22 protein-coding genes are annotated in these 23,352 nt (G+C 36.9%); 12 read left to right on the top strand and 10 right to left on the bottom strand.

All coding sequences use genetic code 11. The features are described from left to right. Window positions 1–39: 39 nt before the first annotated feature. The 5 genes from ACFJGY_RS05975 (at window position 40) to ACFJGY_RS05955 (ending at window position 4,579) form a co-directional block, all read left to right on the top strand. The gene (locus tag ACFJGY_RS05975; RefSeq protein ID WP_379969083.1) at window positions 40–1,197 is read left to right on the top strand and encodes a tetratricopeptide repeat protein; all 1,158 of its coding nucleotides are present in this window, start codon (window positions 40–42) and stop codon (window positions 1,195–1,197) included. A 78-nt stretch (window positions 1,198–1,275) separates the two neighbouring features. Then, a complete protein-coding gene (locus ACFJGY_RS05970; RefSeq protein WP_379969081.1) occupies window positions 1,276–1,680 on the top strand; it encodes a hypothetical protein in 405 nt (134 codons plus the stop codon). A gap of 103 nt (window positions 1,681–1,783) precedes the next feature. Next, window positions 1,784–2,665, top strand: coding sequence for a DUF808 domain-containing protein (locus ACFJGY_RS05965; RefSeq protein ID WP_379969079.1), 882 nt, complete (start codon window positions 1,784–1,786; stop codon window positions 2,663–2,665). A gap of 5 nt (window positions 2,666–2,670) precedes the next feature. Beyond that, entirely contained in the window at window positions 2,671–3,441 is a 771-nt protein-coding gene (locus tag ACFJGY_RS05960) for an RsmE family RNA methyltransferase (RefSeq protein WP_379969077.1), read from the top strand. Window positions 3,442–3,460: 19 nt separating this feature from the next. After that, complete coding sequence (locus tag ACFJGY_RS05955) at window positions 3,461–4,579, top strand: NAD(P)/FAD-dependent oxidoreductase (protein ID WP_379969075.1); 1,119 nt, start codon at window positions 3,461–3,463, stop codon at window positions 4,577–4,579. An 18-nt stretch (window positions 4,580–4,597) separates the two neighbouring features. On the opposite strand, the gene ACFJGY_RS05950 is transcribed toward ACFJGY_RS05955, so the two are convergent. The 4 genes from ACFJGY_RS05950 to ACFJGY_RS05935 all read right to left on the bottom strand — a co-directional run bounded on the left by ACFJGY_RS05950 (window position 4,598) and on the right by ACFJGY_RS05935 (window position 8,570). After that, window positions 4,598–5,110 carry a hypothetical protein gene (locus ACFJGY_RS05950; RefSeq protein ID WP_379969073.1) on the bottom strand — a complete coding sequence of 171 codons (513 nt, stop codon included), beginning with the start codon at window positions 5,108–5,110 and terminating at the stop codon, window positions 4,598–4,600. Between the two features lie 35 nt (window positions 5,111–5,145). Further along, complete coding sequence (locus tag ACFJGY_RS05945; protein WP_379969071.1) at window positions 5,146–5,808, bottom strand: TrmH family RNA methyltransferase; 663 nt, start codon at window positions 5,806–5,808, stop codon at window positions 5,146–5,148. 456 nt (window positions 5,809–6,264) lie between these two features. Then, window positions 6,265–8,046, bottom strand: coding sequence for a membrane protein insertase YidC (gene yidC, locus ACFJGY_RS05940; protein ID WP_379969069.1), 1,782 nt, complete (start codon window positions 8,044–8,046; stop codon window positions 6,265–6,267). A gap of 173 nt (window positions 8,047–8,219) precedes the next feature. After that, window positions 8,220–8,570 carry a winged helix-turn-helix transcriptional regulator gene (locus ACFJGY_RS05935; RefSeq protein WP_379969067.1) on the bottom strand — a complete coding sequence of 117 codons (351 nt, stop codon included), beginning with the start codon at window positions 8,568–8,570 and terminating at the stop codon, window positions 8,220–8,222. Window positions 8,571–8,673: 103 nt separating this feature from the next. On the opposite strand from ACFJGY_RS05935, the gene ACFJGY_RS05930 reads away from it, so the two are divergent. Further along, on the top strand, window positions 8,674–9,417 hold the full coding sequence (locus tag ACFJGY_RS05930) for an SDR family oxidoreductase (protein ID WP_379969065.1): 744 nt from the start codon (window positions 8,674–8,676) through the stop codon (window positions 9,415–9,417). Window positions 9,418–9,485: 68 nt separating this feature from the next. On the opposite strand, the gene ACFJGY_RS05925 is transcribed toward ACFJGY_RS05930, so the two are convergent. Continuing rightward, window positions 9,486–11,096, bottom strand: coding sequence for a CTP synthase (locus ACFJGY_RS05925; RefSeq protein ID WP_379969063.1), 1,611 nt, complete (start codon window positions 11,094–11,096; stop codon window positions 9,486–9,488). A 122-nt stretch (window positions 11,097–11,218) separates the two neighbouring features. Beyond that, window positions 11,219–13,213, bottom strand: coding sequence for a GEVED domain-containing protein (locus tag ACFJGY_RS05920; protein WP_379969061.1), 1,995 nt, complete (start codon window positions 13,211–13,213; stop codon window positions 11,219–11,221). Between the two features lie 231 nt (window positions 13,214–13,444). Here ACFJGY_RS05920 and ACFJGY_RS05915 point away from each other — a divergent pair, with 231 nt between their 5' ends. The 5 genes from ACFJGY_RS05915 to namA all read left to right on the top strand — a co-directional run bounded on the left by ACFJGY_RS05915 (window position 13,445) and on the right by namA (window position 18,293). Beyond that, the gene (locus ACFJGY_RS05915) at window positions 13,445–15,019 is read left to right on the top strand and encodes a helix-turn-helix domain-containing protein (RefSeq protein ID WP_379969059.1); all 1,575 of its coding nucleotides are present in this window, start codon (window positions 13,445–13,447) and stop codon (window positions 15,017–15,019) included. Beyond that, entirely contained in the window at window positions 15,016–16,137 is a 1,122-nt protein-coding gene (locus ACFJGY_RS05910) for a tetratricopeptide repeat protein (RefSeq protein ID WP_379969057.1), read from the top strand. The genes ACFJGY_RS05915 and ACFJGY_RS05910 overlap by 4 nt, the downstream gene beginning before the upstream one ends. Before the next feature lie 3 nt (window positions 16,138–16,140). Further along, window positions 16,141–16,596: a DUF1569 domain-containing protein gene (locus ACFJGY_RS05905; protein WP_379969055.1), complete on the top strand. Its 456-nt coding sequence runs from the start codon at window positions 16,141–16,143 to the stop codon at window positions 16,594–16,596. Window positions 16,597–16,763: 167 nt separating this feature from the next. Next, on the top strand, window positions 16,764–17,213 hold the full coding sequence (locus ACFJGY_RS05900; RefSeq protein WP_379969053.1) for a hypothetical protein: 450 nt from the start codon (window positions 16,764–16,766) through the stop codon (window positions 17,211–17,213). An 18-nt stretch (window positions 17,214–17,231) separates the two neighbouring features. Continuing rightward, on the top strand, window positions 17,232–18,293 hold the full coding sequence (gene namA / locus ACFJGY_RS05895; RefSeq protein ID WP_379969051.1) for an NADPH dehydrogenase NamA: 1,062 nt from the start codon (window positions 17,232–17,234) through the stop codon (window positions 18,291–18,293). A 224-nt stretch (window positions 18,294–18,517) separates the two neighbouring features. Here the strand turns inward: namA and hemL are convergent, their stop codons facing one another. From hemL to ACFJGY_RS05880, 3 genes are all read right to left on the bottom strand, one after another. Beyond that, window positions 18,518–19,798 (bottom strand): glutamate-1-semialdehyde 2,1-aminomutase, encoded by a 1,281-nt coding sequence (hemL, locus tag ACFJGY_RS05890; RefSeq protein ID WP_379969049.1) that lies wholly within the window; start codon window positions 19,796–19,798, stop codon window positions 18,518–18,520. Window positions 19,799–19,865: 67 nt separating this feature from the next. Then, the gene (locus tag ACFJGY_RS05885; RefSeq protein WP_379969047.1) at window positions 19,866–20,930 is read right to left on the bottom strand and encodes a glucosaminidase domain-containing protein; all 1,065 of its coding nucleotides are present in this window, start codon (window positions 20,928–20,930) and stop codon (window positions 19,866–19,868) included. 165 nt (window positions 20,931–21,095) lie between these two features. Beyond that, a complete protein-coding gene (locus ACFJGY_RS05880) occupies window positions 21,096–22,019 on the bottom strand; it encodes a 1-aminocyclopropane-1-carboxylate deaminase/D-cysteine desulfhydrase (RefSeq protein ID WP_379969045.1) in 924 nt (307 codons plus the stop codon). Window positions 22,020–22,195: 176 nt separating this feature from the next. On the opposite strand from ACFJGY_RS05880, the gene ACFJGY_RS05875 reads away from it, so the two are divergent. Next, window positions 22,196–22,324 (top strand): hypothetical protein, encoded by a 129-nt coding sequence (locus ACFJGY_RS05875; RefSeq protein WP_379969043.1) that lies wholly within the window; start codon window positions 22,196–22,198, stop codon window positions 22,322–22,324. 59 nt (window positions 22,325–22,383) lie between these two features. Here the strand turns inward: ACFJGY_RS05875 and ACFJGY_RS05870 are convergent, their stop codons facing one another. Beyond that, the gene (locus ACFJGY_RS05870; RefSeq protein WP_379969041.1) at window positions 22,384–23,337 is read right to left on the bottom strand and encodes a transketolase family protein; all 954 of its coding nucleotides are present in this window, start codon (window positions 23,335–23,337) and stop codon (window positions 22,384–22,386) included. Window positions 23,338–23,352: the final 15 nt, after the last annotated feature.

The following is a 23,352-nucleotide window of genomic DNA, read 5'->3' as shown; positions in this document are numbered from 1 at the left end:
TCAATGTCAATACTAATCTAAGACACTTATTGATTAAGTATGATCTACAATATTCCTATCCCCTTTATTCTTTTTTTATTATTGTTAATAAGACCTATAACAGTTTTCTGTCATGAGATGGGACATGCTATAACTGGTTGGTTTATCACTCGGAAAAAAGTTTTTGTGTTTATAGGTTCATTTGGAAATAAAGAAAAAAGCGTCAGAATTACCATTAAAAAAATTGAATTCTATTTTTATAAAAACCCATTTAAATGGGGACACGGGTTATGTGTTATGGAAGAAAAAACAGTTTCTATTACTAATCAGATATGGTATGTGCTGGCAGGTCCATTAATATCACTTTTGGTAGCAGCAATTTCTTATTTAATTATTTTAAAAACTAATCGCTGGGAATTTTTTTTTACTTTACTTTTAATTTCATCTTTAATAGATTTATTAACAAACACTATCCCTTCTAAAAAATCCATTCAGCTTTTCAGTGGGAAAACGACAACAAATGATGGAAAAAGACTTATCAGTCTATTTAAATTAAAAAAATTACCAACAGAATATTTCAATGGACTTGAATTATATAATGAAAAAAAATATCACGAAGCATTCGAAATCTTTGAAAATTTACTAACCAAAAGCAAAGATCCCAATGTTTACAGAATGACAATTTATTCAAGTATTCAAAGCAAAGACTTTATTAAGGCAAAAGAGATTTCAGAAAAATTTAGAAATAATCATAAACTAAACTCCGACGACTTTTCAAATATTGGATTAACTTACACTAATACTGGACAACTTCAAGAATCTTTGGAACTGTATAAGGAATCATTAAAATTAAATCCAAACAACAAATTCGCATTAAATAATATAGGACACACTTTAATCCTGCTTGAACAATACGAAAAATCAATTCCAAATTTCGATAAAGCCATTATGATTGATAAAGACTTTTCATATTCGTATAATAATCGTGGTTTAGCTAAAATAAAGATTAAGGATTTTGAAAACGGATTAGAAGATATTGAGAATTCTCTTAAACTAAATCCAGAAAATGCGGATGCTTTTAAAAATTTAGGAATATATAATTTAGAAAAGGGAAACTTTGAAAAAGCTTTAGAACTTTTTTTAAAAACGAAGGAAATGGATAAAACTATAGATTCAATCGATGAATTTATAGAAAAAGCTAAAAGTAAAATTCAATAACTTTACTTTGTCGCAATCACAAAACAACACGAGCCAGACGCTCGTACCAGCTTAAATAGCTAAAGTCAAATAAAATCTATGAAAATATTATTAGAAGAAAAACAACTCGGAACACATTCCAAAAAGAATTCAAAATATTACTGGATTTTAGAAACGATCACGGGAAAGAATGAAAATCCGGAAGAATCTGACGATTATGAACTGACAAGTTCTGAAACCGGCTATATTCAAAATATCAAAGAAGAAATTATAGAAAAAATCAATTCTGAAAATGTTTTCAGTTTCTCTTACGAACCCAAAGAAGGCGATTATCTGTCGATTAAAAACAACTTGAGAAAACAGGAATATCTGAATTTAATTTTTATCAATAATAGTTGGAAAGAAGAAGTTTATATGTGTTCTTTGCGAGATTGCGATGCTGATATTTACACCACTCTGAAAACCGGCGTTGCCTTCATCAGTGAAAATGAAATCGCATTTTAAAGATATAATAAATAACCTTCACAAGGCAAAACTGAGTTGATACAACCTCAACCCTTTAATTTTAAACGATAAAATCCCTATTTTTACACCAAAATAAAAAGTTATGGCTTCAGGATTCTTCGCAATCTTAGATGATATTGGTGCTTTGATGGACGACATTGCGGTAACCAGCAAATTGGCAACTAAAAAAACAGCCGGAATCCTTGGCGACGATCTTGCCGTAAATGCTGAAAAAGCAACCGGATTCCTTTCTTCACGCGAATTACCCGTGCTTTGGGCTATTACCAAAGGTTCTTTTATCAACAAGCTCATCATTCTTCCTATTATATTTCTGCTCAATTATTTTTTTCCGGAAGCTATTAAAGTGATTTTAGTTTTAGGAGGAGTTTATCTTGCTTACGAAGGGATGGAAAAGATTGTCGAATTCCTTTTCCATAGGGACAAAACGAGTGAAGAAGTGATCGCGGAAAGCACACTTGAAGAAGAAGAAGTCAACTCGGAAAAATCAAAAATCAGTTCTGCCATTAAGACAGATTTTATTCTTTCTCTGGAGATCGTGATTATCGCGCTGGGAACAGTTATAGAAAAGCAACATCCTCTTTTGACACAGATTATTGTGGTTACCATTGTCGCTTTTATCGCAACAGTAGGCGTTTACGGGATTGTAGCGTTAATTGTAAGAATGGACGACGCCGGTTTTTTTCTGATGAGAAAAGCTAATAACAAAGGTTTTTTCTCCGGACTTGGACAGTTTTTGATCAAGGCTTTGCCAATTGTTATAAAAATTCTTGGTGTTGTCGGAACTATTGCATTACTATTGGTATCAGGTGGGATTTTCCTTCACAATATTGATTATATTCACCACTTGATTCCCGAAAATATTTCGCCTACCATTGCAGAATTTGGATTGGGTGTTGTTTTTGGATCAGTTGCTGTTTTGGTAATGACGATTGGTAAAAAATTAATTTCTCTAGTTAAAAAATAATTAAAATGAAACTTTTCTTCGGACAGATTTTTCCCGAAATTTTAATAGACACAGATGAGCAGCAGCACATCGTAAAAGTTCTTAGAATGCGCGAAGGTGAAGAAATATACCTAACCGACGGAAACGGGAATCTCGCCAAAGGAACTCTTGTTTTTGAAGGAAAAAAAGTCACGCTCAAAGTTTCTGAAGTCAAAAAAGAACTTCCTGATTTTTCACCGAAACTTCACATCGCCATTGCGCCGACAAAAAATATAGATCGCATAGAATTCTTTGTTGAAAAAGCTGTAGAAATGGGAATTTCCGAGATCAGTTTTATTTTGACAGAGCAAACCGAAAGAAAGAATATCAGCATCGATAAGTTGAGAAAGCAAGCAATTTCTGCTTCCAAGCAAAGCCTGCGTTCTCACTTTCCAAAGATCAATGAGCTGCAGAAGTTTTCAGAGTTTATGAAAACCCTCGATCCGAAAACTACTTTTGTTGCGCACTGTAATGAGAATCTGGAAAGAATTAATTTAAATGCGCTTCTACCCTTCGACTCCGCTCAGGGTGACAACTCTAGCGCTGTCAGTCTGAGTGAAGCCCATACTGAGCCTGTCGAAGTGAAGACTTTCTCAAATTACACATTCCTAATTGGTCCGGAAGGCGATTTTTCTGATAAGGAAATTCAGCTTTTGGCAGAGAAAGGCATCAAAGCAGTTTCGCTTGGCAACCAAAGATTAAGAACAGAAACTGCCGGAATCTTTGTCGCCGCCTGGAACTACGATAAGATGTTCTAAATTTTACTAAATTTCCCAAATGAAAAACATTCAGCCAAGCATTTGGGAACTCGAAACTTTTTACAGAAAACGTGACATTCTCATCATCGGTTCGGGATTTACCGGACTTTGGACAGCTGTTTTTATTAAAGAAAAATTTCCGGAAAAATCAGTTTTAATTATTGAAAGAAATCCGATTCCGACTGGTGCTTCTACCAGGAATGCGGGTTTTGCATGTTTTGGAAGTTTGACAGAAATCATTTCTGATTCCGAAAAAATGGGTTGGGAGAAAACTTTGGATTTGGTCAAAATGCGTTTTGAAGGTTTGCAGGAAATTCAGCAATATTTTCCAGCTAATGAAATTGATTTTGAACTTTGTGGTGGCTACGAAATCTTGAATGATGAAAATGCTTTACAGCAAATAAAAGAAGTTAATCAATATCTTTTTCCCATCACAAAAGCCGAAGAAACGTTCAAGATTGCGAACGAAAAAATCGAAGAATTCGGATTGGGAAAATCGGAATTTTTGGTTGAGAATCTTTGTGAAGGAAGTCTGCATTCCGGGAAATTATTGAGTAAACTTGTAGAAAAATGCCACGAACTGAAAGTCGAGTTTCTTTGCGGAACCGAAGTCGGATCCGTGTCAGAGACTGAAAATGAGGTCGAAATTAAAATTGAAGACAATCTTATTCTAAAATCAGAAAAAGTAATTTTTTGCACCAATGCTTTCAGTTCAAAATTCTTAAAATCAGAAGAAATAATCCCGGCAAGAGGACAAATTATTCTCACAGAACCAATTGAAAATCTGAAACTGAAAGGAACTTTCCATTATGATGAAGGTTTCTATTATTTCAGAAATCTGGGAAATCGAATTCTTCTCGGTGGCGCAAGAAATCAGGATTTCGAAACTGAAGAAACGACAGATTTTGGCACGACGGAATTTCTGCAAAATCATTTAGAAAAATTCCTCAAAGAAGTAATTTTACCAAATCAAGACTTCAAAATTGCAATACGCTGGTCCGGAATTATGGCAATGGGAAATGAGAAAACACCAATTGTGAAACAACTTTCCGAAAGACAGTTCTGCGCCGTGAGACTTTCCGGAATGGGTGTTGCGCTGGCTCCGAAGATTGGGGAATTGGTTTGTGGGTTATTTTAGCGAAATTTCCGAATAGAATTAAGTTTTCTTATTTTTAAATAGTGATATTGTCAAACCAACATTAAGGGTGTTTACAGGGAGAGATTCTATTCGTAATAATCTGAAATTATATCCTAAAAATAATTTTCTGCCCAAACCACCAATTCCTACATAGGGCATAGCTCTTGGAACAACTTTATCAAAATCCGTCTGAATCTGCAGTTCTGCACCCAAGACCAATGCGCCTCCGCTGACATTAGCACCTATCTTAGGAGAAATCAAAATTGAATTTTTATAATTGAAAATCAAATCCATCCCTGCATAATATGCGGAAGATTCTCCGTGTCTGGTTTCGTTATCTTTAACTTTTCCGTATGCAAATTCAATAACATGCATTTGGGAAGATCTCCAGGTTTCCGTATTATCTCTTGCTTCTGGTGCAAACTGATAGCCTACAAAAAATGCAGGATATTTTTTGCCTAGTTTAGCTGACTGCGAATAAATATTGATTGTAAATAGCAGAAAAGTAAAATATAGATATCTAATAATCATTTATTCGTAGATTTATATTATTACGAATAATTCAATTAAATATTATTCTCTTTCTCATATTTTTCCAAAATTTCCTTCCCACTTTTTATGGAGCTGACTGCCCAACGGATCTTTAACTGAAGAAGTTTCTCTTCGGATAATTTATAATCAATATTAGATTTTAGGAGTTTTTGCTTGAGTTCGTACATACAGATCGCTGCTGCCACGGAGACATTGAAGCTTTTTGTAAATCCAAACATTGGGATTGCCAAAGTCTCGTCGGCGAAGTCCAGAAGTTCATCAGTTGTTCCTTCCCACTCTGTCCCGAAAACCAAAGCCAACGGTTCTTCGATTTTGTAATCGGGCAGCATCTTCGCATTATTTTCGGCGGAAACTGCTACTATTTTATAACCTCTATTTTTTATATTCTTTAAAGATTCTATCGTTCTGGGCATTTTTTCGACCTCGACCCAGGTGTCTGCTCCTTTTGTGACTTTTAGATTTGGTTCGAAGAAATTTTCTTTTTCCATCGCAACCACTTTGTGAAAACCGCAGGCTTCAACACTTCTAACAATTGCAGCCGCATTTCGGAATTGGTAAATATCTTCCATCACAGGTAGTACGAAGTCCGAACTTTCCTGAGCATAATGTTCTATTTTCTGAAGGCGTTCGTCTGTGAGGAATTGTTTAATATAGTCAAAAGTGGAATTTGGATTCAAAGTTTTGGGGGTTTAAATTCGAGATTGATGGCTGTAAATTTCGGAAATTTTCTTGTTGTAATATTAAAATCTGAACACAAAGTCCTCAAAGGTTTTGGATTAAATTGAAAATATTATAAGTTTCACAAAGGCGTAAAACTCATCAAAGATTTACAGTAAATAATGTTTTCAAATTTCGGAAATTTTCTTTGCTAATAAAAGTTTCGGAAACCGAATTAGGATAAAAAATGTTGAATCTCCAACGAAATCCCTAGCCCTGATGGGAACGGCATCCTTTTTTATTTTTTTGTACTAGACTCCACTCATAATCACAAAACGTGAAGAAAAAATAAAAAAGATATAGTGGACAGCAGGATTAAGCTCCTAAAAAACTTTGTCAAAGCTTAATTTCTTCTATATAAATTCTGATACGGTGAGGCATAAAAAAAGCGGTAAAAAAATTACCGCTTTAAAAATTTATTTCTTTTTAGTTGTTGTCTGAGCTTTCTGCTGTTCCTGTGCCTTCTCCATCATTTCTCTCATTCTTTTCTGGAATGTACCTTCTTTTTTCGGTTCCTTCTGTTTGTTTGCCTGGATCTGTGCGTGGATCTTTTTTTCATCCAGGATGAAATACTTGATCACAAGAATAATCACGATATTGATGGCATTGGATACGAAATAATACCAGGACAGACCTGATGCAGAACTATTCAGGAAGAATAGGAAAGTCACCGGGAAGATGTACATTAATACTTTCATATTCGGCATTCCTTCCTGTTGCGGCTGCTGGATGTTTCCGGAAGTCATAATGGTGTAGATCAAAATCACAACGGTACAAGCTAATGCGAATATACTCAAGTGATTGCCTAATAATGGAATATTAGTGCTCCAATGGATCACATCGTCATAAGCTGTCAGATCCGGCGCAAACCAAAAACTCTTGCCTCTAAGATCGAGCATATTCGGGAAGAAACGGAAAAGTGCATAGAAAAGTGGAATCTGAACCAACGCAGGCAGACAACCCGCCATCTGATTGACCCCGGCTTTCCTATAAACAGCCATTGTCTCCTGTTGTTTTTTCATTGGATCTGCATCCTTATATTTTGCATTCACTTCGTCTATTTCCGGGCGAATCACCTTCATCATCGCACTCAGTTTGTGCTGCTTGAACATAACCGGAGAAAGGATGATCTTAATAATGATCGTCATCAAAAAGATAACCCAGCCTGCTGCAAGTCCCCAAGATGAAATCAAATTATACATCGGGATGAAAACGTATCTGTTCAATGATCCTATGAATGACCAGCCTAATGGAAGAATCTCGTCGAAGTTTTTATCATAAGATTTAAGAAGATCAATATCTAAAGGCATAAAATACCAGGTAAAATCCTGATTAAGTTCATTTCCTGCAAGATTGACCTGCCCATCAAAATTAAATTTCTTAAGAAACTCACCTTCTGCGATTGCTTCCTGATTTCCTTTTGATTTTGTGAATCCGTTTTTAGCCTCGATCACCGCAGAGAAAAACTGTTGCTTTACTCCGATCCAGTTAAGTGTTTCATCCGGCTCGTCCATATCAGAACGGGCATCGTAATCATAATCTTTATAATTGTTGAAAGCGTAAGAAAACTCGGTGTGCGTCTCTTCCTGCGATCTTCCTTTTTCTGCGCCTTTTACCGTGTAATCCCAAACAAAATCTGCTTTACCATCGTTTACCAATGTTGCCAAACCTTGTGTTTTTACCTGGAAATCAACTGTATATTTTGCTTTAAGTGTATAAACAAATTGAATGACGGCAGTTCCTATTTTTGAACTCAAGGTTACAGAATTTCCTGCGACAGTTGGTGCAAAAACAAGATCTTTTGTGTTGAAAACCTTGCCTGTTTTGTCCTTAAACTGGAAACCATAACTTGTATTATTGTTACTGAAAAGATAAAGTGGTTTCCCGCCAAATGCCTGGAATTTATTTAGTTTCACAGAGCTCAATTGTCCGCCGACGCTGGAAAATTCCAGAGCTAACTCGTCATTCTGAAGATTGACTTTCTGAACGGAAGCAGGTGTAACTGCAGTGGCATTCAGGTTTGTAGCAACCGGTTTTGCTTTGGTTGTCTGTTCTGTTTTTTTGGCATCAACTGCCAGTTTTTCTTGTTCAGCTTTTGCGTTTCGGTTTTGGAAGTAAAACATAAAACCGATAAGAATCATAGAAAAAACGCCAAAGCTAATCAGTTGGTTTTTATCTAATCCGTTATTCTGTTGCATTATAGAATTGAGTTTAAAGTTTAGGATCTTAATTTGAACATGTTTGAGTTCTTCAAACTAACAGTTCAAAAATCCACATTATTTTGGATTGCAAAAATAGTGTTTATTTTTCAGATTCTGTTATAAAGACGATTAAGGAAAGGAATTACTTTTTTGTTTGATAGATACTGCAACTATTTGCCAATAATCACTTTTCTGTGTTCTGCACCCCACTCGGAAAGATTGTTGATGATACTTTTTAATTTCAGTCCATAATCCGTGAGTTGATATTGAACAGATATTGGTTTGGTGTCCAAAACTGTCCTTTTCAGAAGTTTGTTCATTTCCAGATCTTTTAATTCTTTGCTCAGCATTCGGTTGGAAATTCCTTCTACATCATTTAGAATATCAGAAAACCTTCTTTTGTTATAAAAGCAAATAGAGGAAATGATAGAGATCTTCCATTTTCCGCTGAGAACATCCATGGCGTCGTGTACGGCCATAATCTCTTTTTTGTGTTCGTTTTTTAAATCTGTGCAGGTCATAAGTTAGTTTGTTACTCAAATGTTACTGTTACTTTTAGTTACAAAGTTACGAAAAGATATTTTGATGATGTAAATTTGCATCACAATATTAAAATTTATCAAAATGAATTTCACGAATAAAAACGTAGTCATTACCGGCGGAACTACCGGAATCGGATTTGCAACCGCGCAAGCATTCATCAACGCAGGAGCCAATGTGTGGATCACTGGGAGAAATGAAGAAAATCTTGAGAAAGCAGCTACAAAGATCAACAGTTCAAATTTGAAAACTGTGGTTTCTGACACTTCGAATTTAGAAGGCATTTCGGCATTAGAAAAAGCCGTTTCAGAAAGCGGAAACAAAATTGATGTTCTTTATCTGAATGCAGGAATTGCGGTCTTCAGCTCTATTCAGGAATCAACGGAAGCTGATTTTGACGCACAATTCAGTACCAATGTGAAAGGTCCTTATTTTACATTGCAGAAGTTGTTAATACATTTACACAATGGCGCATCGGTCATATTCACCTCATCAACTGTTGCAACAGCTGCCAATTTGGGATCCAGCATTTACTCTGCAACCAAAGGCGCATTAAACAAAATCGCTCAAATTGCAGCAAACGAATTGGCTGACAGAAAAATCAGAGTCAACATTGTAAGTCCAGGCGCAGTGAAAACGGAAGGATTGGAAAAAGTAACAACAAGCGAGATCAGAGATCATTTCCCTTCAATAATCGCTTTGAACAGATTAGGCGATCCAAGCGAAATTGCAAAAACTGTATTATTCTTATCTTCGGATGATGCCAGTTACATCAGTGGAACAGAATTGTTGGTAGACGGCGGTTATACTACTTTTGCAAGGAAATAGTCATTAAAATGAAAACAGCTGCGAATGTAAAATCTGCAGCTGTATTTTTTTTTATTAAGATAAATTTCTTACTTCCCTTTGACCGACGCGGTAATAAATGCTTTGAATAAAGGATGTGGCGTTGCAACCGTACTTTTATATTCCGGGTGGTATTGAACGCCGACATAAAATGGATGATCTTTCAGTTCCAAGGTTTCTACCAAACCTGTTTCAGGATTAAGACCAGTAGGCATCAAACCTCTTTCTTCAAAGTCTTTTTTGTAATCACTATTGAACTCATATCTATGGCGATGGCGTTCCGAGATATTTTTTGTTCCATAGATCTCGGATAATTTTGAGCCTGCTTTTAATGTACATTTCCAAGCGCCAAGACGCATTGTTCCGCCTTTTTCCACTACATTTTTCTGTTCTTCCATGATAGAGATAACAGGATCCGGCGTGGATGTATCGAACTCCATACTATTAGCTTTTGCAAGCTCCAGAATGTTTCTTGCGAATTCTATGGTCATAATCTGCATACCCAGACAAATTCCCAATAATGGAACTTTGTTCTCTCTTGCATATTTTGCAGCTTGTATTTTACCTTCTATTCCGCGATCTCCAAAACCTGGTGCGATTAGGATTCCGTCTGCATTTTTCAGTAGTTTCTCAGCACCTTCTACTTCAATATCACCGCTATACACCCAATTTATTTTCACTTCGGTTTCCATATCGGAACCTGCGTGGATAAAAGCTTCGGCAATAGATTTGTAAGAATCCTGAAGGGAGACATATTTCCCTACCAAAGCAATTTCTACTGTTCTTTTCGGGTTTTTATATTTTTTAAGGAACGTTTTCCAATCTTTAAGATTTGGTTCTTTTCCTACCTGAAGATTTAGTTCTTTTAGAACAACCTCATCAAAATTCTGTCTTTGAAGATATAATGGAACTTCGTAGATCGTATCCATATCGATACACTCTATTACGTTTTCTAAACCTACATTACAAAACTGAGCCAATTTTGCCTTTTGTTCTTTCGGGATCGTATGTTCTGTTCTGCAAACCAAGACATCAGCCTGGATTCCACTTTCCATCAATTGACGCACGGAATGCTGAGAAGGTTTCGTTTTTAATTCACCACTTGAAGCCAAATAAGGTAACAATGTCAAATGAATGACCATAGAATTTGTTTTGCCTAATTCCCACTGCATTTGTCGTACACTTTCTATATAAGGAAGAGACTCTATATCGCCAACCGTCCCGCCGATTTCTGTGATAATGATGTCATAATCCTTTTTGGAAAGCATCTTGATCCTGCGTTTGATCTCGTTGGTAATATGCGGAATCACCTGAACAGTTTTACCAAGAAAATCGCCTTTGCGTTCTTTTTCGATAACGGTTTGGTAGATTTTACCGGTTGTAACGTTGTTGTTTTGGGAAGTCGGGCTATCCAGGAATCTTTCGTAATGTCCAAGGTCAAGATCTGTTTCTGCGCCGTCTTCGGTCACATAACATTCTCCGTGTTCATAAGGATTAAGGGTTCCCGGATCGATATTGATATAAGGGTCAAGTTTTTGGATAGTCACTTTAAAACCTCGCGATTTTAACAAAAGTCCCAAAGAAGCAGAGACAATTCCTTTACCCAGTGAAGACGTAACACCTCCTGTCACGAAGATATATTTCGTTTCTTTTTTACTCATTAGATTAGGTTTGTGCAAAGTTAAAGCATCTGGAGTTAACCTGCAATTCTGAACCGAAAAATAAAAAGAGCGGATAGAAAACCTACCCGCTCTTTTCGATTAAAAACTATTAAATACAGTTCCTATTCTTTGACGAATTTGAAGGACTTAACCAAACCATCGATGCTGGCTCTGATGATGTAAGTTCCTTTTGTCAAATTAGACAATTCAATTTTATGATCGGATAATTTTTCTACAGATTTCACTTTTTGTCCTGCGATATTGTAAACCTCAACTTTAGAGATATCCTTTGCGCCATTGAAATTAAGAACATTCTTGACAGGATTCGGATAGATAGAGACATTAGCTTTATTAATATCAGACACTGCTAAAGACTGCTTAACATCCAAAGTATAATCTTCTGACTGGCCAAAGAAATAAGGCGAATTATCACAAGCATCGGTCATAGAAACATCCCAGTTCAGCATCACTCTCATTCTGGTTTTTCCAGTTGCAGCACCAGCCGGCACAGCAATATCACCTGTGATCTGAGCACCATCTGTACTGTCAGATGTCATGGCTCCCACTTCATAGACTTCGCCTGCGTCTGCAAAGCTTCCGTTTTGGTTCCAATCTACAAAAACTGTCGCATAATCATATCCTCCATTTGTATTACCTTCTAGTACGAAAGGATATTGGCTGCCCTGATATACTTCTCCCACTTTATCCAGATAATATTCGTTAGGTGATACAGAGTAAGGATCTGATGAGTTATCAATTCCTGCAAACTGAACTTTTGAAATGGCATCTACACCCCATTGTGATGATGTTGAGCAGTAAAGATCCTTCACGGTAACCTGGAAATAACATACATAAACAACTTTCCCATTAGCATCTACCAGATTATGAACTACATCTGTTGTCCCCATTGGAAACTGAGATCCGGACTCTAAGCCTGAAACCAAAACCGTTGTCAATCCTGTAGAAGATGAAGATCCGCAAACAACTGGCAAAGTATAGTTAACGACAGCCGAAGTTTGAGATACTGATGCAATGGTTGTTTCAATATTATCCGGGCAGGTGATCGTACAATCGTTGGTGCCCAGCAAAAGATTATTTAGATTTACAATCCATCCGCCGGCAAAGAATGGCGGAATAGTATTATCGAATCCACAAACGAAATTTCCGTTAGGAGAAATATTCATTCCGGTTCCTAATTTCCCGTCAAATGTAGTAAGGGAAACTCCATTTCTGGATAAAACATCCTTTAAAAAAATCGGTCCGGAACCTAATGAAGGATGATAAATAATCACCTCTCTATTACCAGCATCGCCAGCATATCCCAATGCAATTCCATTTTCTGAAACTGATGTGAAAACCGCTCTGGCAAAACCAGAAGGTGGATTGAAAGACTTATAAACACCAGTTGTAATATCATAAATAAACGGTTTTGAACCTTTGTAACCTACTATCTGTCCAGAATTGTTAATATCTGCTGCTTCACCATTTTCAAGTGTTGCCATATCGATATAGTGAATAGTCCCATTAGCCTCGAAATAAGCAGGAAGCCATAAAGTTCCTGTAGTCACAAGATCTTCCCGATCTGCAAAACCAGCCACTATCCCGCTGTTGTTGACCGCTTCTCCTCTGCCGTTGACATAAGTATTATCGCCGGAAAGTTTGGTCAAAGTATTGGTTTCTGTATCGTAAAGAAAAGGCCAGCTTGTAAATCCGCTAGCACCAATCTGTCCCGTTACATACTTACTATTTTGAGAAATATCATTAGCATTGGCAAATGAGCTGCTGCTGGGAGTTTCTCCAGAAAAATAACCGATATCATGCCAAGTTCCATTTTTCCTGTAAGCCGGCATTGCAATACTTTCTTCTTCCGAGATTACAAGCGCACTTGCTCCTGCAACATCACCGGCATTATTGATACGGTTCGTAGCTTGTCCGCCCTCTGTTTGTGTGGTTGTATCTGTTGTGTAATTATAATATGCACCGGAATGGATTGCAAATCCACTGTCATTGATATCGTATAGGCGAGCACCCATTTGATCTATTAACCTGAACTCCATTTGTTGTGCACTTACCCCAGACATAGCCATACCCAGTAAAAGTAAATAGACTTTTTTCATAATTTTTAAAAATATTAGATTGTGAAACTTTATAAAACTTATTTCTACAATTTTAGGCGATAATAATTTCCATTCCTAATTTTTCTCTTTTTCAATTCACGAATTTAGAAAGCCTTAAAAATACAAAACACTATATATCAACGATTTAAAAACAAATTAGACAAAATATTTTTTGAACAATGAAGCACCAAAAATCATCTTTTTCACAAATAAAAAAACTATTTTTGTGTTATGCGACGATTGCTTTTTTTATGGTTCCTTCTTTTTTCCGGGGTTGTTTTGATGCCGGCACAAAGCAGTCCCGAAACTTTGCAACTTCTCGACAAGGCATACAAAAGTCTGTATGAAAATCCTGATAATGCACTTCAGATCCTTCAGAATATCGATAAAAATAAAGAATCTGAAATCATACAGCAAAGACTACAGCTGATATTAGCAAGATCTTACAATCTTAAAGGCGATTACACCACTTCTGTCGATCAGTCTACAGACAAAAACCTGAATGCAAACGGAAAAGAAAGAGGTTCTTTTTACATGGATTTTGCGCTTGCCCAACAGTATCAGGCTCTAAGATTATACAAGCAATCCATCAGGATTTCTGAAAATCTTGTCAAGCAGGCTTCTAAAATAAAGGCAAAGAATTATACCGAGAATCTTCTGGCTCAAGTCTACCAACTGAATGCTGCCAATTTTATGGTGCAGAAAAACTGGGAAAAAGCAGAAGAGAACTTAGACAAAAGTAATAATTCACTTAAAAACTCGGAAAGTGATTTTATGATTTCCATTGAAAATAAAATCTATCAGACTTTAATATACTTATCTCAAAATCAAATTAATAACGCAGAAAAAATAACAACAGAAATTGAAAAAAACCTGAATAACAGACCGCAGTATATTTATCTTAAAGCCTATAATCTGGATAATCTCGGCCGGATCAATTTCCTGAAAAAAGATTACGAAAAATCATCACAAAACCTGAATCAGGCTTTGGAACTGGTTCAGAATACTTCTTTTGAACCTTTGAAAAATAAAATCTATGATGATCTTTCAAAAAATTATCTGGCACTTAAAAATGAAGATCTCTATCAGAAATTTTACACTAATTATAAGGAAGGAAGCGATAAGCTGGATCAAAATAAAAAAGAAGCTATCCGCCATCTGATCTTACTCAACGATCAATATGAGAATAAAAGAATTGAGGATTCTGAGAGCTCTTTTGCAATTAATATTTTTATTATTTCCGGAATTAGTTTTACTGTGATCTTAGTAATTTTTCTGTTTAATTTCTTTGAGAAAAAGAAAACAGAATCCATCCAGAAACAGATCGATTTCTACACAAAACAACAGGAATTCATCACAAAAATAAATAAAAAAGAAGCGATTCCTGATCCTGTTTTTATTGAAAAGACAGAAGCAGAAATCATCAAAAAACCGCTTCTGATTTCCAAAGAAAAAGAAAATGACATCCTTGCGAGACTGGAAGAATTTGAAAAATCAGAAAAATTCCTGAACCGCGATATGTCTTTGGCTGTATTAGCCGGACAAATGGAAACCAATACAAAATATCTGTCCGAAATCATCAACAAATACAAAGAGAAAAATTACAACAATTATATTAATGAATTAAGAATCAACTACATCGCCTATCTCCTGAAAACAGAGCCAGTCTATCTAAGTTACAAAGTCAGTTATCTTGCAGAGAAAGCAGGTTTTTCTTCTCACAGTTCTTTTACAACGGTTTTCAAATCTGTAACGGGCATTTCTCCAAACACATACATCCAGCAATTGACACAGAACAAAAAATGAAACGCTACATTTTCATATTACTCATTTTTTCATTTACCGGAATTCTCAAATCCCAGTACAACGAACAATTGTATAAAAAAGCGCTTTCCGATGTCTACCAAAACCCCGATAATTCTTTGAAAATTGCTCAGAAAATGCTGAAAAAAGAGAAAAATCCGGATAATATTATCAAACTTTATAAACTGATGTCGCATTCTTACATTTCCAAAAGAGATTATGACAAATCTCTGGATTGGGTTTTGAAAATGAAAGAACTGAGCAAAAATGTTACAAATCCGGAACAGAAAATCAAAATCCTGAATGCCGTTGCAATACAATATCAGCAGATGGGATTATACAGCAAAACACTAGAAATCCTGGATCAAACCTACAAAGACTGCAGTGCGCTTCCAAACGGACATTTCAAATCCTACTATCTCGGACTCAATTATGCGATAAGAGGTTTGGTTTATAAAAGTCAGAATAATAATGAATTAGCCTTAGAAAAACTAACCGTCGGCTTGGGATATCTGACTAAATTAGGAAATTACGAAAACTCAATTGCAAACAGCAGTGTTTTTCTTTACAACATCGGTTATTGTTATTTCTATCTGAACAGATATACCGAGGCAGAAAAATATTTCCGGAAATCTGCGGAAGTAGCAAGATCCGTGCACGCAGAGAGCCTGGAAGCTTTCGCATACAAAGGACTGTCAGAAAACTTTACAGTCTTGGGAAAACATCAGGAAGCCATCGTGCTTTTGAAAAAAGCTGTCAATCTGTCCAAAAAAGTGGGCGACCTTGTCCTGAGCGAAGGAATTTATAAGGGTTTTTCGGACAATTATCTCGCTCTTCAGGATTGGAACAATTATGAAGTGTACAACAAACTATACATCGAAACCAAATTTGCAAGAGAACAAAGCGAGCTGGCTTCTTTCAACAAAAGCATCGATGTCCTGAATGCAGAAAACAATAAAAAACTGGAACAGCAGAAAAACAAATCAAAGATCATCAGCTTCATCATTATTATTTTATCATTTTTAATATCGATTTATCTGGTTATCAAACTCATAAAAAACAGAACACGTAATAAGATCCTCACAGAAAAGCTCAACCAAATCAATAAAATTGTCTCATAAACTATGAAGAATATTTTCGACCAGACAGACACCAGTCACTTTATCAAAAGAATCAACACACTCAGCGAAGACTCTTTCCCAAAATGGGGACTGATGTCTGTGGACAAAATGCTTGCCCACTGCAACGTCACCTACGAACTCATCTACGAAGCCGAGAAACATAAAAAACCAAACTTATTGATGAAGTGGTTTATGAAACGTTTCGTAAAACCTAGCGTTGTAAATGAAACGCCTTATAAACACAATTCCCGGACTGCAGCCATGTTTGTTATTACGGACAACAAAATTTTTGAAGAAGAGCGAAAACGCATCATCGGATTTATCCAGAAAACACAGCAGCTGGGAGCAGATGCTTTCGAAGGGAAGGAGAGTTTCAGTTTCGGAAAACTATCCGCAAAAGAATGGAACAATATGATGGCAAAACATCTGGATCATCATCTGACACAGTTTGGGGTCTAAAATTTGGGCAGCTTTATCCGTCTTCCACTCCCGCTTTTTTCTGTCATTGCGAACGAAGTGAAGAAATCTGTTGAACTTTACAACCATCGCAATCACAGAAAAAGAGCTCCGTTCAAGCCGGGCTGCATCTGATTCACTGTTACTAAAAAAAACAAATAATTAACGATATGAAAAACTTTTTCTTCTTTTTAATCTTTGCTTTTACAGCATCATTTTTCAATGCTCAGAATATTAAAAAAAAAATTACGAATAACAATGAACATTTTAATGGAAAAATCGACAATTCAGAAAGTCTGAAAGTCCTTTTTGAATCTGTTTCTCCTGAAAATGCAAAACCAGAAACTTTCAAAGTCTCCGGTTACTCCGATGTTGAAGGAACAAAAGCAGATTTCGAAGGAACAATTACTTTCAATCCTGAAAAAAGTAAAAACTTTAAGGATAAATCTGTAAAAATCTACGATTTCAAACTTTCAGAAAAAGGAACAGGAAAACATAATGGCGTTTTTACAGGAGAACTGACTGTCAAAAAATCATCGGAAAAACAACAATTGAAATTTGAAGGAACCTGGGCGAATTACGAAAATACGTTGAAATTCCCTTTTTACTTCAATAACTAAATTAATATAAATTTAAAAATGAAACTTTTCACACCAATAAAATTCAGAAACATAGAACTGAAAAACCGAATTGTAATGTCGCCAATGTGTATGTATTCTGCGGAAGACGGCATTGCGAATGATTTCCACTTTGTTCATTACGGCAGCCGCGCGCAAGGCGGTGTTGGTCTGCTAATCACAGAAGCAACAGCAGTAGAACCGCGCGGAAGAATCACCAACAAATGCCTCGGAATCTGGAATGATGAACAAGCCGAAGCTTTGAAAAAAATAGTGGATTTCGTTCATCACAATTCAGAAAGCAAAATCGGGATTCAGCTGGCTCACGCCGGAAGAAAAGGTTCTGTTTCTGCCGAAACCAATCGCCAAATGAGCTTGAAAGAAGGCTGGGAAACCATTGCTCCAAGCCCGATTCCTTTTCATCATTCCGAAAGAATCCCACACGAATTAACCATCGAGGAAATCAAAAATCTGGTCGAAGATTTCAGAAAAGCAGCAAAAAGAGCTGTTGATGCCGGCTTTGATCTGATAGAAATTCATGCTGCTCACGGCTACCTGATTCATCAATTTTTATCGCCACTTTCCAATACAAGAACCGACGAATATGGGGGAAATCCTGAAAACAGAGCAAGATTCCTGATGGAAATTGTGGATGCTGTAAATTCAGAAATATCAGAAAACCAAGCTTTATTCGTAAGAATCTCCGGAACCGAATATGCAGAAAATGGCTGGGATATCAATGACAGTGTGGAACTTGCAAAAGTTTTGAAAACCAAAAATGTGGATTTGGTGGATGTTTCCAGCGGCGGAAATATCAATGGCGTTACAATTCCTTTAAGACCTGGGTATCAGGTTCCTTTGGCCGAAGATGTAAAGAAAATTGCAGAAATAGACACGGCTGCCGTTGGACTTATCACGACAGCGGAACAAGCAGAAGAAATTCTGGAAAGCGGACAGGCAGATGTGATTTTTCTGGCAAGAGAAATTTTGAGAAATCCTTATTTTGCGGTTCAGACGGCTTGGGAAAACGACGAAGATAATTTTTATCCACACCAATATTTGAGAGCGAAACCAGCAAAGTAATTTTTGACAACAAAAAAAACCGTCCTCCGAAAAAGAACGGCTTTTAACGAAAAACAAATTTCATTATAGAACCGCTAAACTACGCTTTATTTTAATTAATAAAAAATAAATAATGAATTATTTTAAATCAATTTCAAAAAATATTTAGTTATTAAAATATAATCCGCAATTTTTAAGCGTTATTATTATCAAAAAACACTTTCCAGTCAGAAAGTGTTTTTTATTTAGTATTGGAAATTTCTAAAAGCTTCCAAAGTTTTATCAATCTCCGTATCGCCGATGGCAGACGAAATAAACCAGGTTTCATACCCACTTGGCGGAAGATAAATTCCTTGCTCCAAAACCTGATGAAATAAGTTATTAAATATCCCGATATCAGAATTATTAACTTCATTAAAATTGCTTACAGAAGCGACGTTGAAAAAAATCGACATCATACTTCCTTTTCTGTTGATTCTGTGTTTGATTCCTTTTTCGTTCAGGATTTTACCAATTTCAAAATCTAAGGTTTCCGTTGTTTTATCTAATTTTTTGTAGAAATCCGGATCTTGTTTTATCAATTGTAGAGTTTTGAGTCCTGCTCTCATTGCTAAAGGATTCCCGCTCAGAGTTCCGGCCTGGTAAACATTTCCTCTCGGCGAAAGATAATTCATAATCTCGTTTCGTCCCGCAAAAGCACCAACCGGCAATCCGCCGCCAATTACTTTTCCGAAAGTTACCAAATCAGCTTTCACGTTCAATAATTCCTGAGCACCGCCAAATGCCAATCGGAAACCGGTCATCACCTCATCAAAGATCAATACCGTTCCATTCTCATCACAGATTTTTCTAAGATTCTGAAGGAAGTTATTTTCCGGCAAAATGCAGCCCATATTTCCGGCAATTGGTTCTACAATGATCGCAGCGATCTGCTCAGGATTAGATTTGAAAAGATCTTCAACCTGTTCAAAATTATTGTATTCTGCAAGCAAAGTATCTTTTGCTGTCCCCTGCGTTACACCCGGAGAATTGGGGCTTCCAAATGTTGCAGCGCCACTTCCCGCCTGAATCAAAAACGAATCTGAGTGTCCGTGGTAGCAGCCTTCGAACTTGATGATCTTTTCTCTTCCTGTATAACCTCTTGCCAGGCGAATCGCACTCATACAAGCTTCGGTTCCGGAAGAAACCATTCTGATCTGGTCGATATTCGGGACGTTTTCTACGATATATTTTGCAATTTCCGTTTCCAGTTCCGTTGGTGTTCCGAAAGAAAATCCTTTCTCAGCCTGAGATTTCAGAGCTTCCAAAACTTCTGGATGGGTATGTCCCAAAATGGCAGGTCCCCAGGAATTGATGTAATCGATGTAAGTTCTGTCGTCTTCGTCTGTGAGATAAGCACCTTTCGCAGATTTCATAAAAAGTGGAACGCCACCCACAGATTTGAAGGCACGAACCGGCGAATTCACACCGCCCGGAATATATTTGTACGCTTCTTCAAAAAGCGCTGAACTTCTTTGATATAACATTTTAGTTGATAGTTGTTGGTGGTGGTTGATAGTTAATATCTAATTTCTAACATCTAGTTTTTAAACTCTAAGATCTCGGTTTTTTGCTTTGCAGATAAATCAGTTGTCCTGCTTTTGGTTCTTGCCCCGCGTCCATTCTGTTTTTAGAATATAATTTTTTCAGTTTTACACCAAATTTCTGAGCAATATCGTGCATTGTCTCACCGATCCCGGCTTTGTAAGTTGCCGTATTTCCAGATGAATTTTTACCTTCCAGGAAGATGATATCATTCTTTGCCAGTTTAGGACTTTCCAATTCGTTGTACTTCATCAGACGCTTTTCGCTGATCCCGAATTTTTTCGAAATTTCAGAAATATCGGCATCCACTGGCATTACAAAAAATTTCAAACCATCGTTCGGATGATTTTTCACGAGGATATTTTTCAGAAGTGCTGCTTTTGTTTTAGAATCTACGATTTCAGAAATCTGACTTTGCTGCTTTGCGTACGAACCTTGTGTATAATCCACTTTTATGGTTGGCGGCGTCACTTTATCATTCTGTTTTTCCTGACCAAGCTGAGCCATAAAAACTGCATCATTATTCAGTCCGGGATACATTTTCAGGATTGCATAATAGACCTGATCTTTACTTGTATTGTCAAACTCATACAGTTTGTATTTCTCAATCTTATCGATCAGAATATAAGCATACCTCGGATTGGTTGCATAACCTGCTTTTTTCAGACCGTGTGCCCAGGCTCTGTAATCTTTTGGATCCAGGTCAAAAAGTTTTGTGTAATATTTTCTGGTTGCCAGGAAAACCGAATGGTCTTCATAGGATTGCTTTGGATCATCATAAACCCGGAAACATTCATTTGGAGCATCATCCGTATATTTCATCGTTTTCCCCGTCCAGTCTTCCTTGCATTTGATCCCGAAATGGTTTCTTCCCTGTTGTGCAAGAATACTTTGTCCGCCTCCGGTTTCTAAAAGTCCCTGCGCAAGAGTAATACTCGCCGGGATCTTATATTTCTCCATTTCTTCCACTGCATACGGTGCAAATTTCTGGATGTACTGGTCTTCCGTTTTCCAGGTTTGTGCTTTTACAAATCCTAAAACACTTACAAAACCAATCACTAATAACTTTCTCATATTTATTTTTTACAAAATATTTTAATTTTTTCAGGAGCTTAATCCCGCTATCCGCTATATCTTTTTTGTCTTCAAGGTTTTATCATTAATAGAACCTTTCCGTAAAGACAAAAAAGGATGCCGCTACTATCGGGGCTATGGTTTCTATCTATTTTGAAACTTATCTCAAAATAGAAATTTTTCAAAATTAATCAAATCTCTTCCTTTATTTTTTAGCAAGAGATTCGCTCCTTTTATGCCTTGCAATCCTCCGGTATGAAATGCCAATATCTTCGAACTTTTTGGGAAAAATTCTTTTTCTGCCAGTTCAAAAATAGTCTGCATCATTTTCCCTGTATAGATCGGATCCAGCGGAACCTGATATTCCTCAAAGAACCAATTTATAAAACGGACATTCTCATCCGATATTTTACCGTAGCGGTTTTCATCGGCTTCTTTTAATTCAAAATTGTCTTTCCTACTCCACTCTACAATGGTTTTTTCCAGGGAATCATCTCTTACCACTTTTATGCCCAAAACCTTCTGGTGATCTTCTGCAAACCTGGAAATTCCCGCAATTGTTCCGCCGGTTCCAACAGCCGTGCAAAGATAATCAAAATCTTTGGTGTCATTTCCAAGCATATACTGGACACCTTCAACCGCCGATTCATTACTTCCACCTTCCGGAATTATCAGGGAATCTGGATATTTCTTTGAAAATTCTTCGGCTAGTTCTTCTTTATTCTGATAATCTTCTCTTGATACAAAATGAAACTGCATTCCGTTTTTTGAGGCTTCGGAAAGTGTTGGATTTTCCTGCCAGTTATTTTCCAGTTCGTTTCCTCGGATGATCCCGATTGTCGGGATTTCAAACTCTTTCCCGAAAGCAGAAACCGACGCAATATGATTGGAAAACGCGCCGCCAAAAGTAATCAGCAAAGGTTTTTCAGGTTTTGATTCCAGATATTGATTGACATTGAAGAAGAGCTTCCAGAATTTGTTTCCGGAAATTTTTGGATGGATAAGGTCTTCTCTTTTGATAAAAATCTTGATATCAAAATCGGTTTCAATTTCGATAATTGGGATTTTATGTTCCGGGATCTGAAGCATTTTCAAAATTACTTAAGTTTTTGTTTAGTAGAAAATATTTGAACACAAAGCACACGAATATTTAATTAATTCTAATCTTTTAAACTTATAAGTCAACTTCGACAAAATTGGTTATCAAAAAAATTCCTCTCGCAGATTTTTTAGAATGTTCAACCGATCTGAAAAATTTTATTTGGATGACAAAACCCATAGCCCCGATTGCAGTGGAAATCCTTTTTTGCCTGGTCTTCGGTTCTTTTTATCTGGAATGGTCTGCAAAAAAGATTGCAATCTCGTCTAAGGACGAGGCGGGATTAGGCTTCTAAAAATTCTGCAAACAAAAAATCCACCGGGAAAGGTGGATTTTGTATGGATAATGAATCAATTATTTTGTTCTGTCGATGATTCTCTTTACTGCTTTTATGACAGCTTCTGCATCGATCTGATATTTTTTCATCAGTTCTGCAGGCGTTCCTGATTCTCCGAAAGTATCGTGAACGGCCACAAATTCCTGAGGTGTTGGTCTTCTTCTGGCTAAAACTCCGGCGATTGATTCGCCCAATCCGCCAAGGAAATTGTGCTCTTCTGCGGAAACAATTTTGCCTGTTTTTTCTACAGATTTCAAGATAATCTCTTCATCCAAAGGTTTGATCGTGTGTATATTGATGATCTCACAAGAGATGCCTTCTTTCTCCAACTCGTCCGCTGCCAGTAAAGATTCCCAAACCAAGTGTCCGGTTGCAACAATTGTAACGTCTGTTCCTTCCTGCAGCAAAATTCCTTTTCCAATCTCGAAAGGCATATCTTCGGGAATGAAAACCGGAACCACAGGACGGCCAAATCTAAGATAAACAGAACCTTCGTGTGCTGCTGCGGCTAAAGTTGCCGCTTTGGTCTGGTTGTAATCGCAAGGATTGATAACCGTCATCCCCGGAAGCATTTTCATCATTCCGATATCTTCCAAAACCTGGTGTGTTGCGCCATCTTCCCCTAAAGTTACGCCTGCGTGGGAAGCTGCAATTTTTACATTTTTATTGGAATAAGCAATCGATTGACGGATCTGGTCATAAACTCTGGATGTTGCAAAGTTGGCAAAAGTCCCGGCGAAAGGAATCTTCCCGTTGATGGTAAGTCCAGCTGCCAAGCCCATCATATTCGCTTCTGCAATACCAGTCTGGAAAAATCTCTCCGGTGCTTTTTCAATAAATTTTTCCATCTTCAGAGAGCCTATCAAATCCGCGCAAAGTGCGACAACATTTGGGTTGGTATCAGCCAATTCTGCCAAACCAGCTCCGAAGCCAGAACGTGTATCTTTTTTTTCTGTGTATGTATATTTCATTTTGATTGTAGTTGT

It is taken from the genome of Epilithonimonas sp. UC225_85 (assembly GCF_042695135.1).
Lineage (GTDB): Bacteria > Bacteroidota > Bacteroidia > Flavobacteriales > Weeksellaceae > Epilithonimonas.
Note: the sequence above shows the minus strand (reverse complement) of the source record. Positions and strands in the feature narration are given on the sequence as shown.

Excerpts from the sequence above, each read along its gene's own strand:
- namA (WP_379969051.1), top strand. The coding sequence starts at position 17,232 with ATGAAACTTTTCACACCAATAAAATTCAGAAACATAGAACTGAAAAAC.
- yidC (WP_379969069.1), bottom strand. The coding sequence starts at position 8,046 with ATGCAACAGAATAACGGATTAGATAAAAACCAACTGATTAGCTTTGGC.
- ACFJGY_RS05935 (WP_379969067.1), bottom strand. The coding sequence starts at position 8,570 with ATGACCTGCACAGATTTAAAAAACGAACACAAAAAAGAGATTATGGCC.
- ACFJGY_RS05960 (WP_379969077.1), top strand. The coding sequence starts at position 2,671 with ATGAAACTTTTCTTCGGACAGATTTTTCCCGAAATTTTAATAGACACA.
- ACFJGY_RS05975 (WP_379969083.1), top strand. The coding sequence starts at position 40 with ATGATCTACAATATTCCTATCCCCTTTATTCTTTTTTTATTATTGTTA.
- ACFJGY_RS05900 (WP_379969053.1), top strand. The coding sequence starts at position 16,764 with ATGAAAAACTTTTTCTTCTTTTTAATCTTTGCTTTTACAGCATCATTT.
- ACFJGY_RS05885 (WP_379969047.1), bottom strand. The coding sequence starts at position 20,930 with ATGAGAAAGTTATTAGTGATTGGTTTTGTAAGTGTTTTAGGATTTGTA.
- ACFJGY_RS05970 (WP_379969081.1), top strand. The coding sequence starts at position 1,276 with ATGAAAATATTATTAGAAGAAAAACAACTCGGAACACATTCCAAAAAG.
- ACFJGY_RS05950 (WP_379969073.1), bottom strand. The coding sequence starts at position 5,110 with ATGATTATTAGATATCTATATTTTACTTTTCTGCTATTTACAATCAAT.
- ACFJGY_RS05920 (WP_379969061.1), bottom strand. The coding sequence starts at position 13,213 with ATGAAAAAAGTCTATTTACTTTTACTGGGTATGGCTATGTCTGGGGTA.
- ACFJGY_RS05965 (WP_379969079.1), top strand. The coding sequence starts at position 1,784 with ATGGCTTCAGGATTCTTCGCAATCTTAGATGATATTGGTGCTTTGATG.
- ACFJGY_RS05915 (WP_379969059.1), top strand. The coding sequence starts at position 13,445 with ATGCGACGATTGCTTTTTTTATGGTTCCTTCTTTTTTCCGGGGTTGTT.
- hemL (WP_379969049.1), bottom strand. The coding sequence starts at position 19,798 with ATGTTATATCAAAGAAGTTCAGCGCTTTTTGAAGAAGCGTACAAATAT.
- ACFJGY_RS05955 (WP_379969075.1), top strand. The coding sequence starts at position 3,461 with ATGAAAAACATTCAGCCAAGCATTTGGGAACTCGAAACTTTTTACAGA.
- ACFJGY_RS05875 (WP_379969043.1), top strand. The coding sequence starts at position 22,196 with ATGACAAAACCCATAGCCCCGATTGCAGTGGAAATCCTTTTTTGCCTG.
- ACFJGY_RS05880 (WP_379969045.1), bottom strand. The coding sequence starts at position 22,019 with ATGCTTCAGATCCCGGAACATAAAATCCCAATTATCGAAATTGAAACC.
- ACFJGY_RS05930 (WP_379969065.1), top strand. The coding sequence starts at position 8,674 with ATGAATTTCACGAATAAAAACGTAGTCATTACCGGCGGAACTACCGGA.
- ACFJGY_RS05870 (WP_379969041.1), bottom strand. The coding sequence starts at position 23,337 with ATGAAATATACATACACAGAAAAAAAAGATACACGTTCTGGCTTCGGA.
- ACFJGY_RS05925 (WP_379969063.1), bottom strand. The coding sequence starts at position 11,096 with ATGAGTAAAAAAGAAACGAAATATATCTTCGTGACAGGAGGTGTTACG.
- ACFJGY_RS05905 (WP_379969055.1), top strand. The coding sequence starts at position 16,141 with ATGAAGAATATTTTCGACCAGACAGACACCAGTCACTTTATCAAAAGA.
- ACFJGY_RS05910 (WP_379969057.1), top strand. The coding sequence starts at position 15,016 with ATGAAACGCTACATTTTCATATTACTCATTTTTTCATTTACCGGAATT.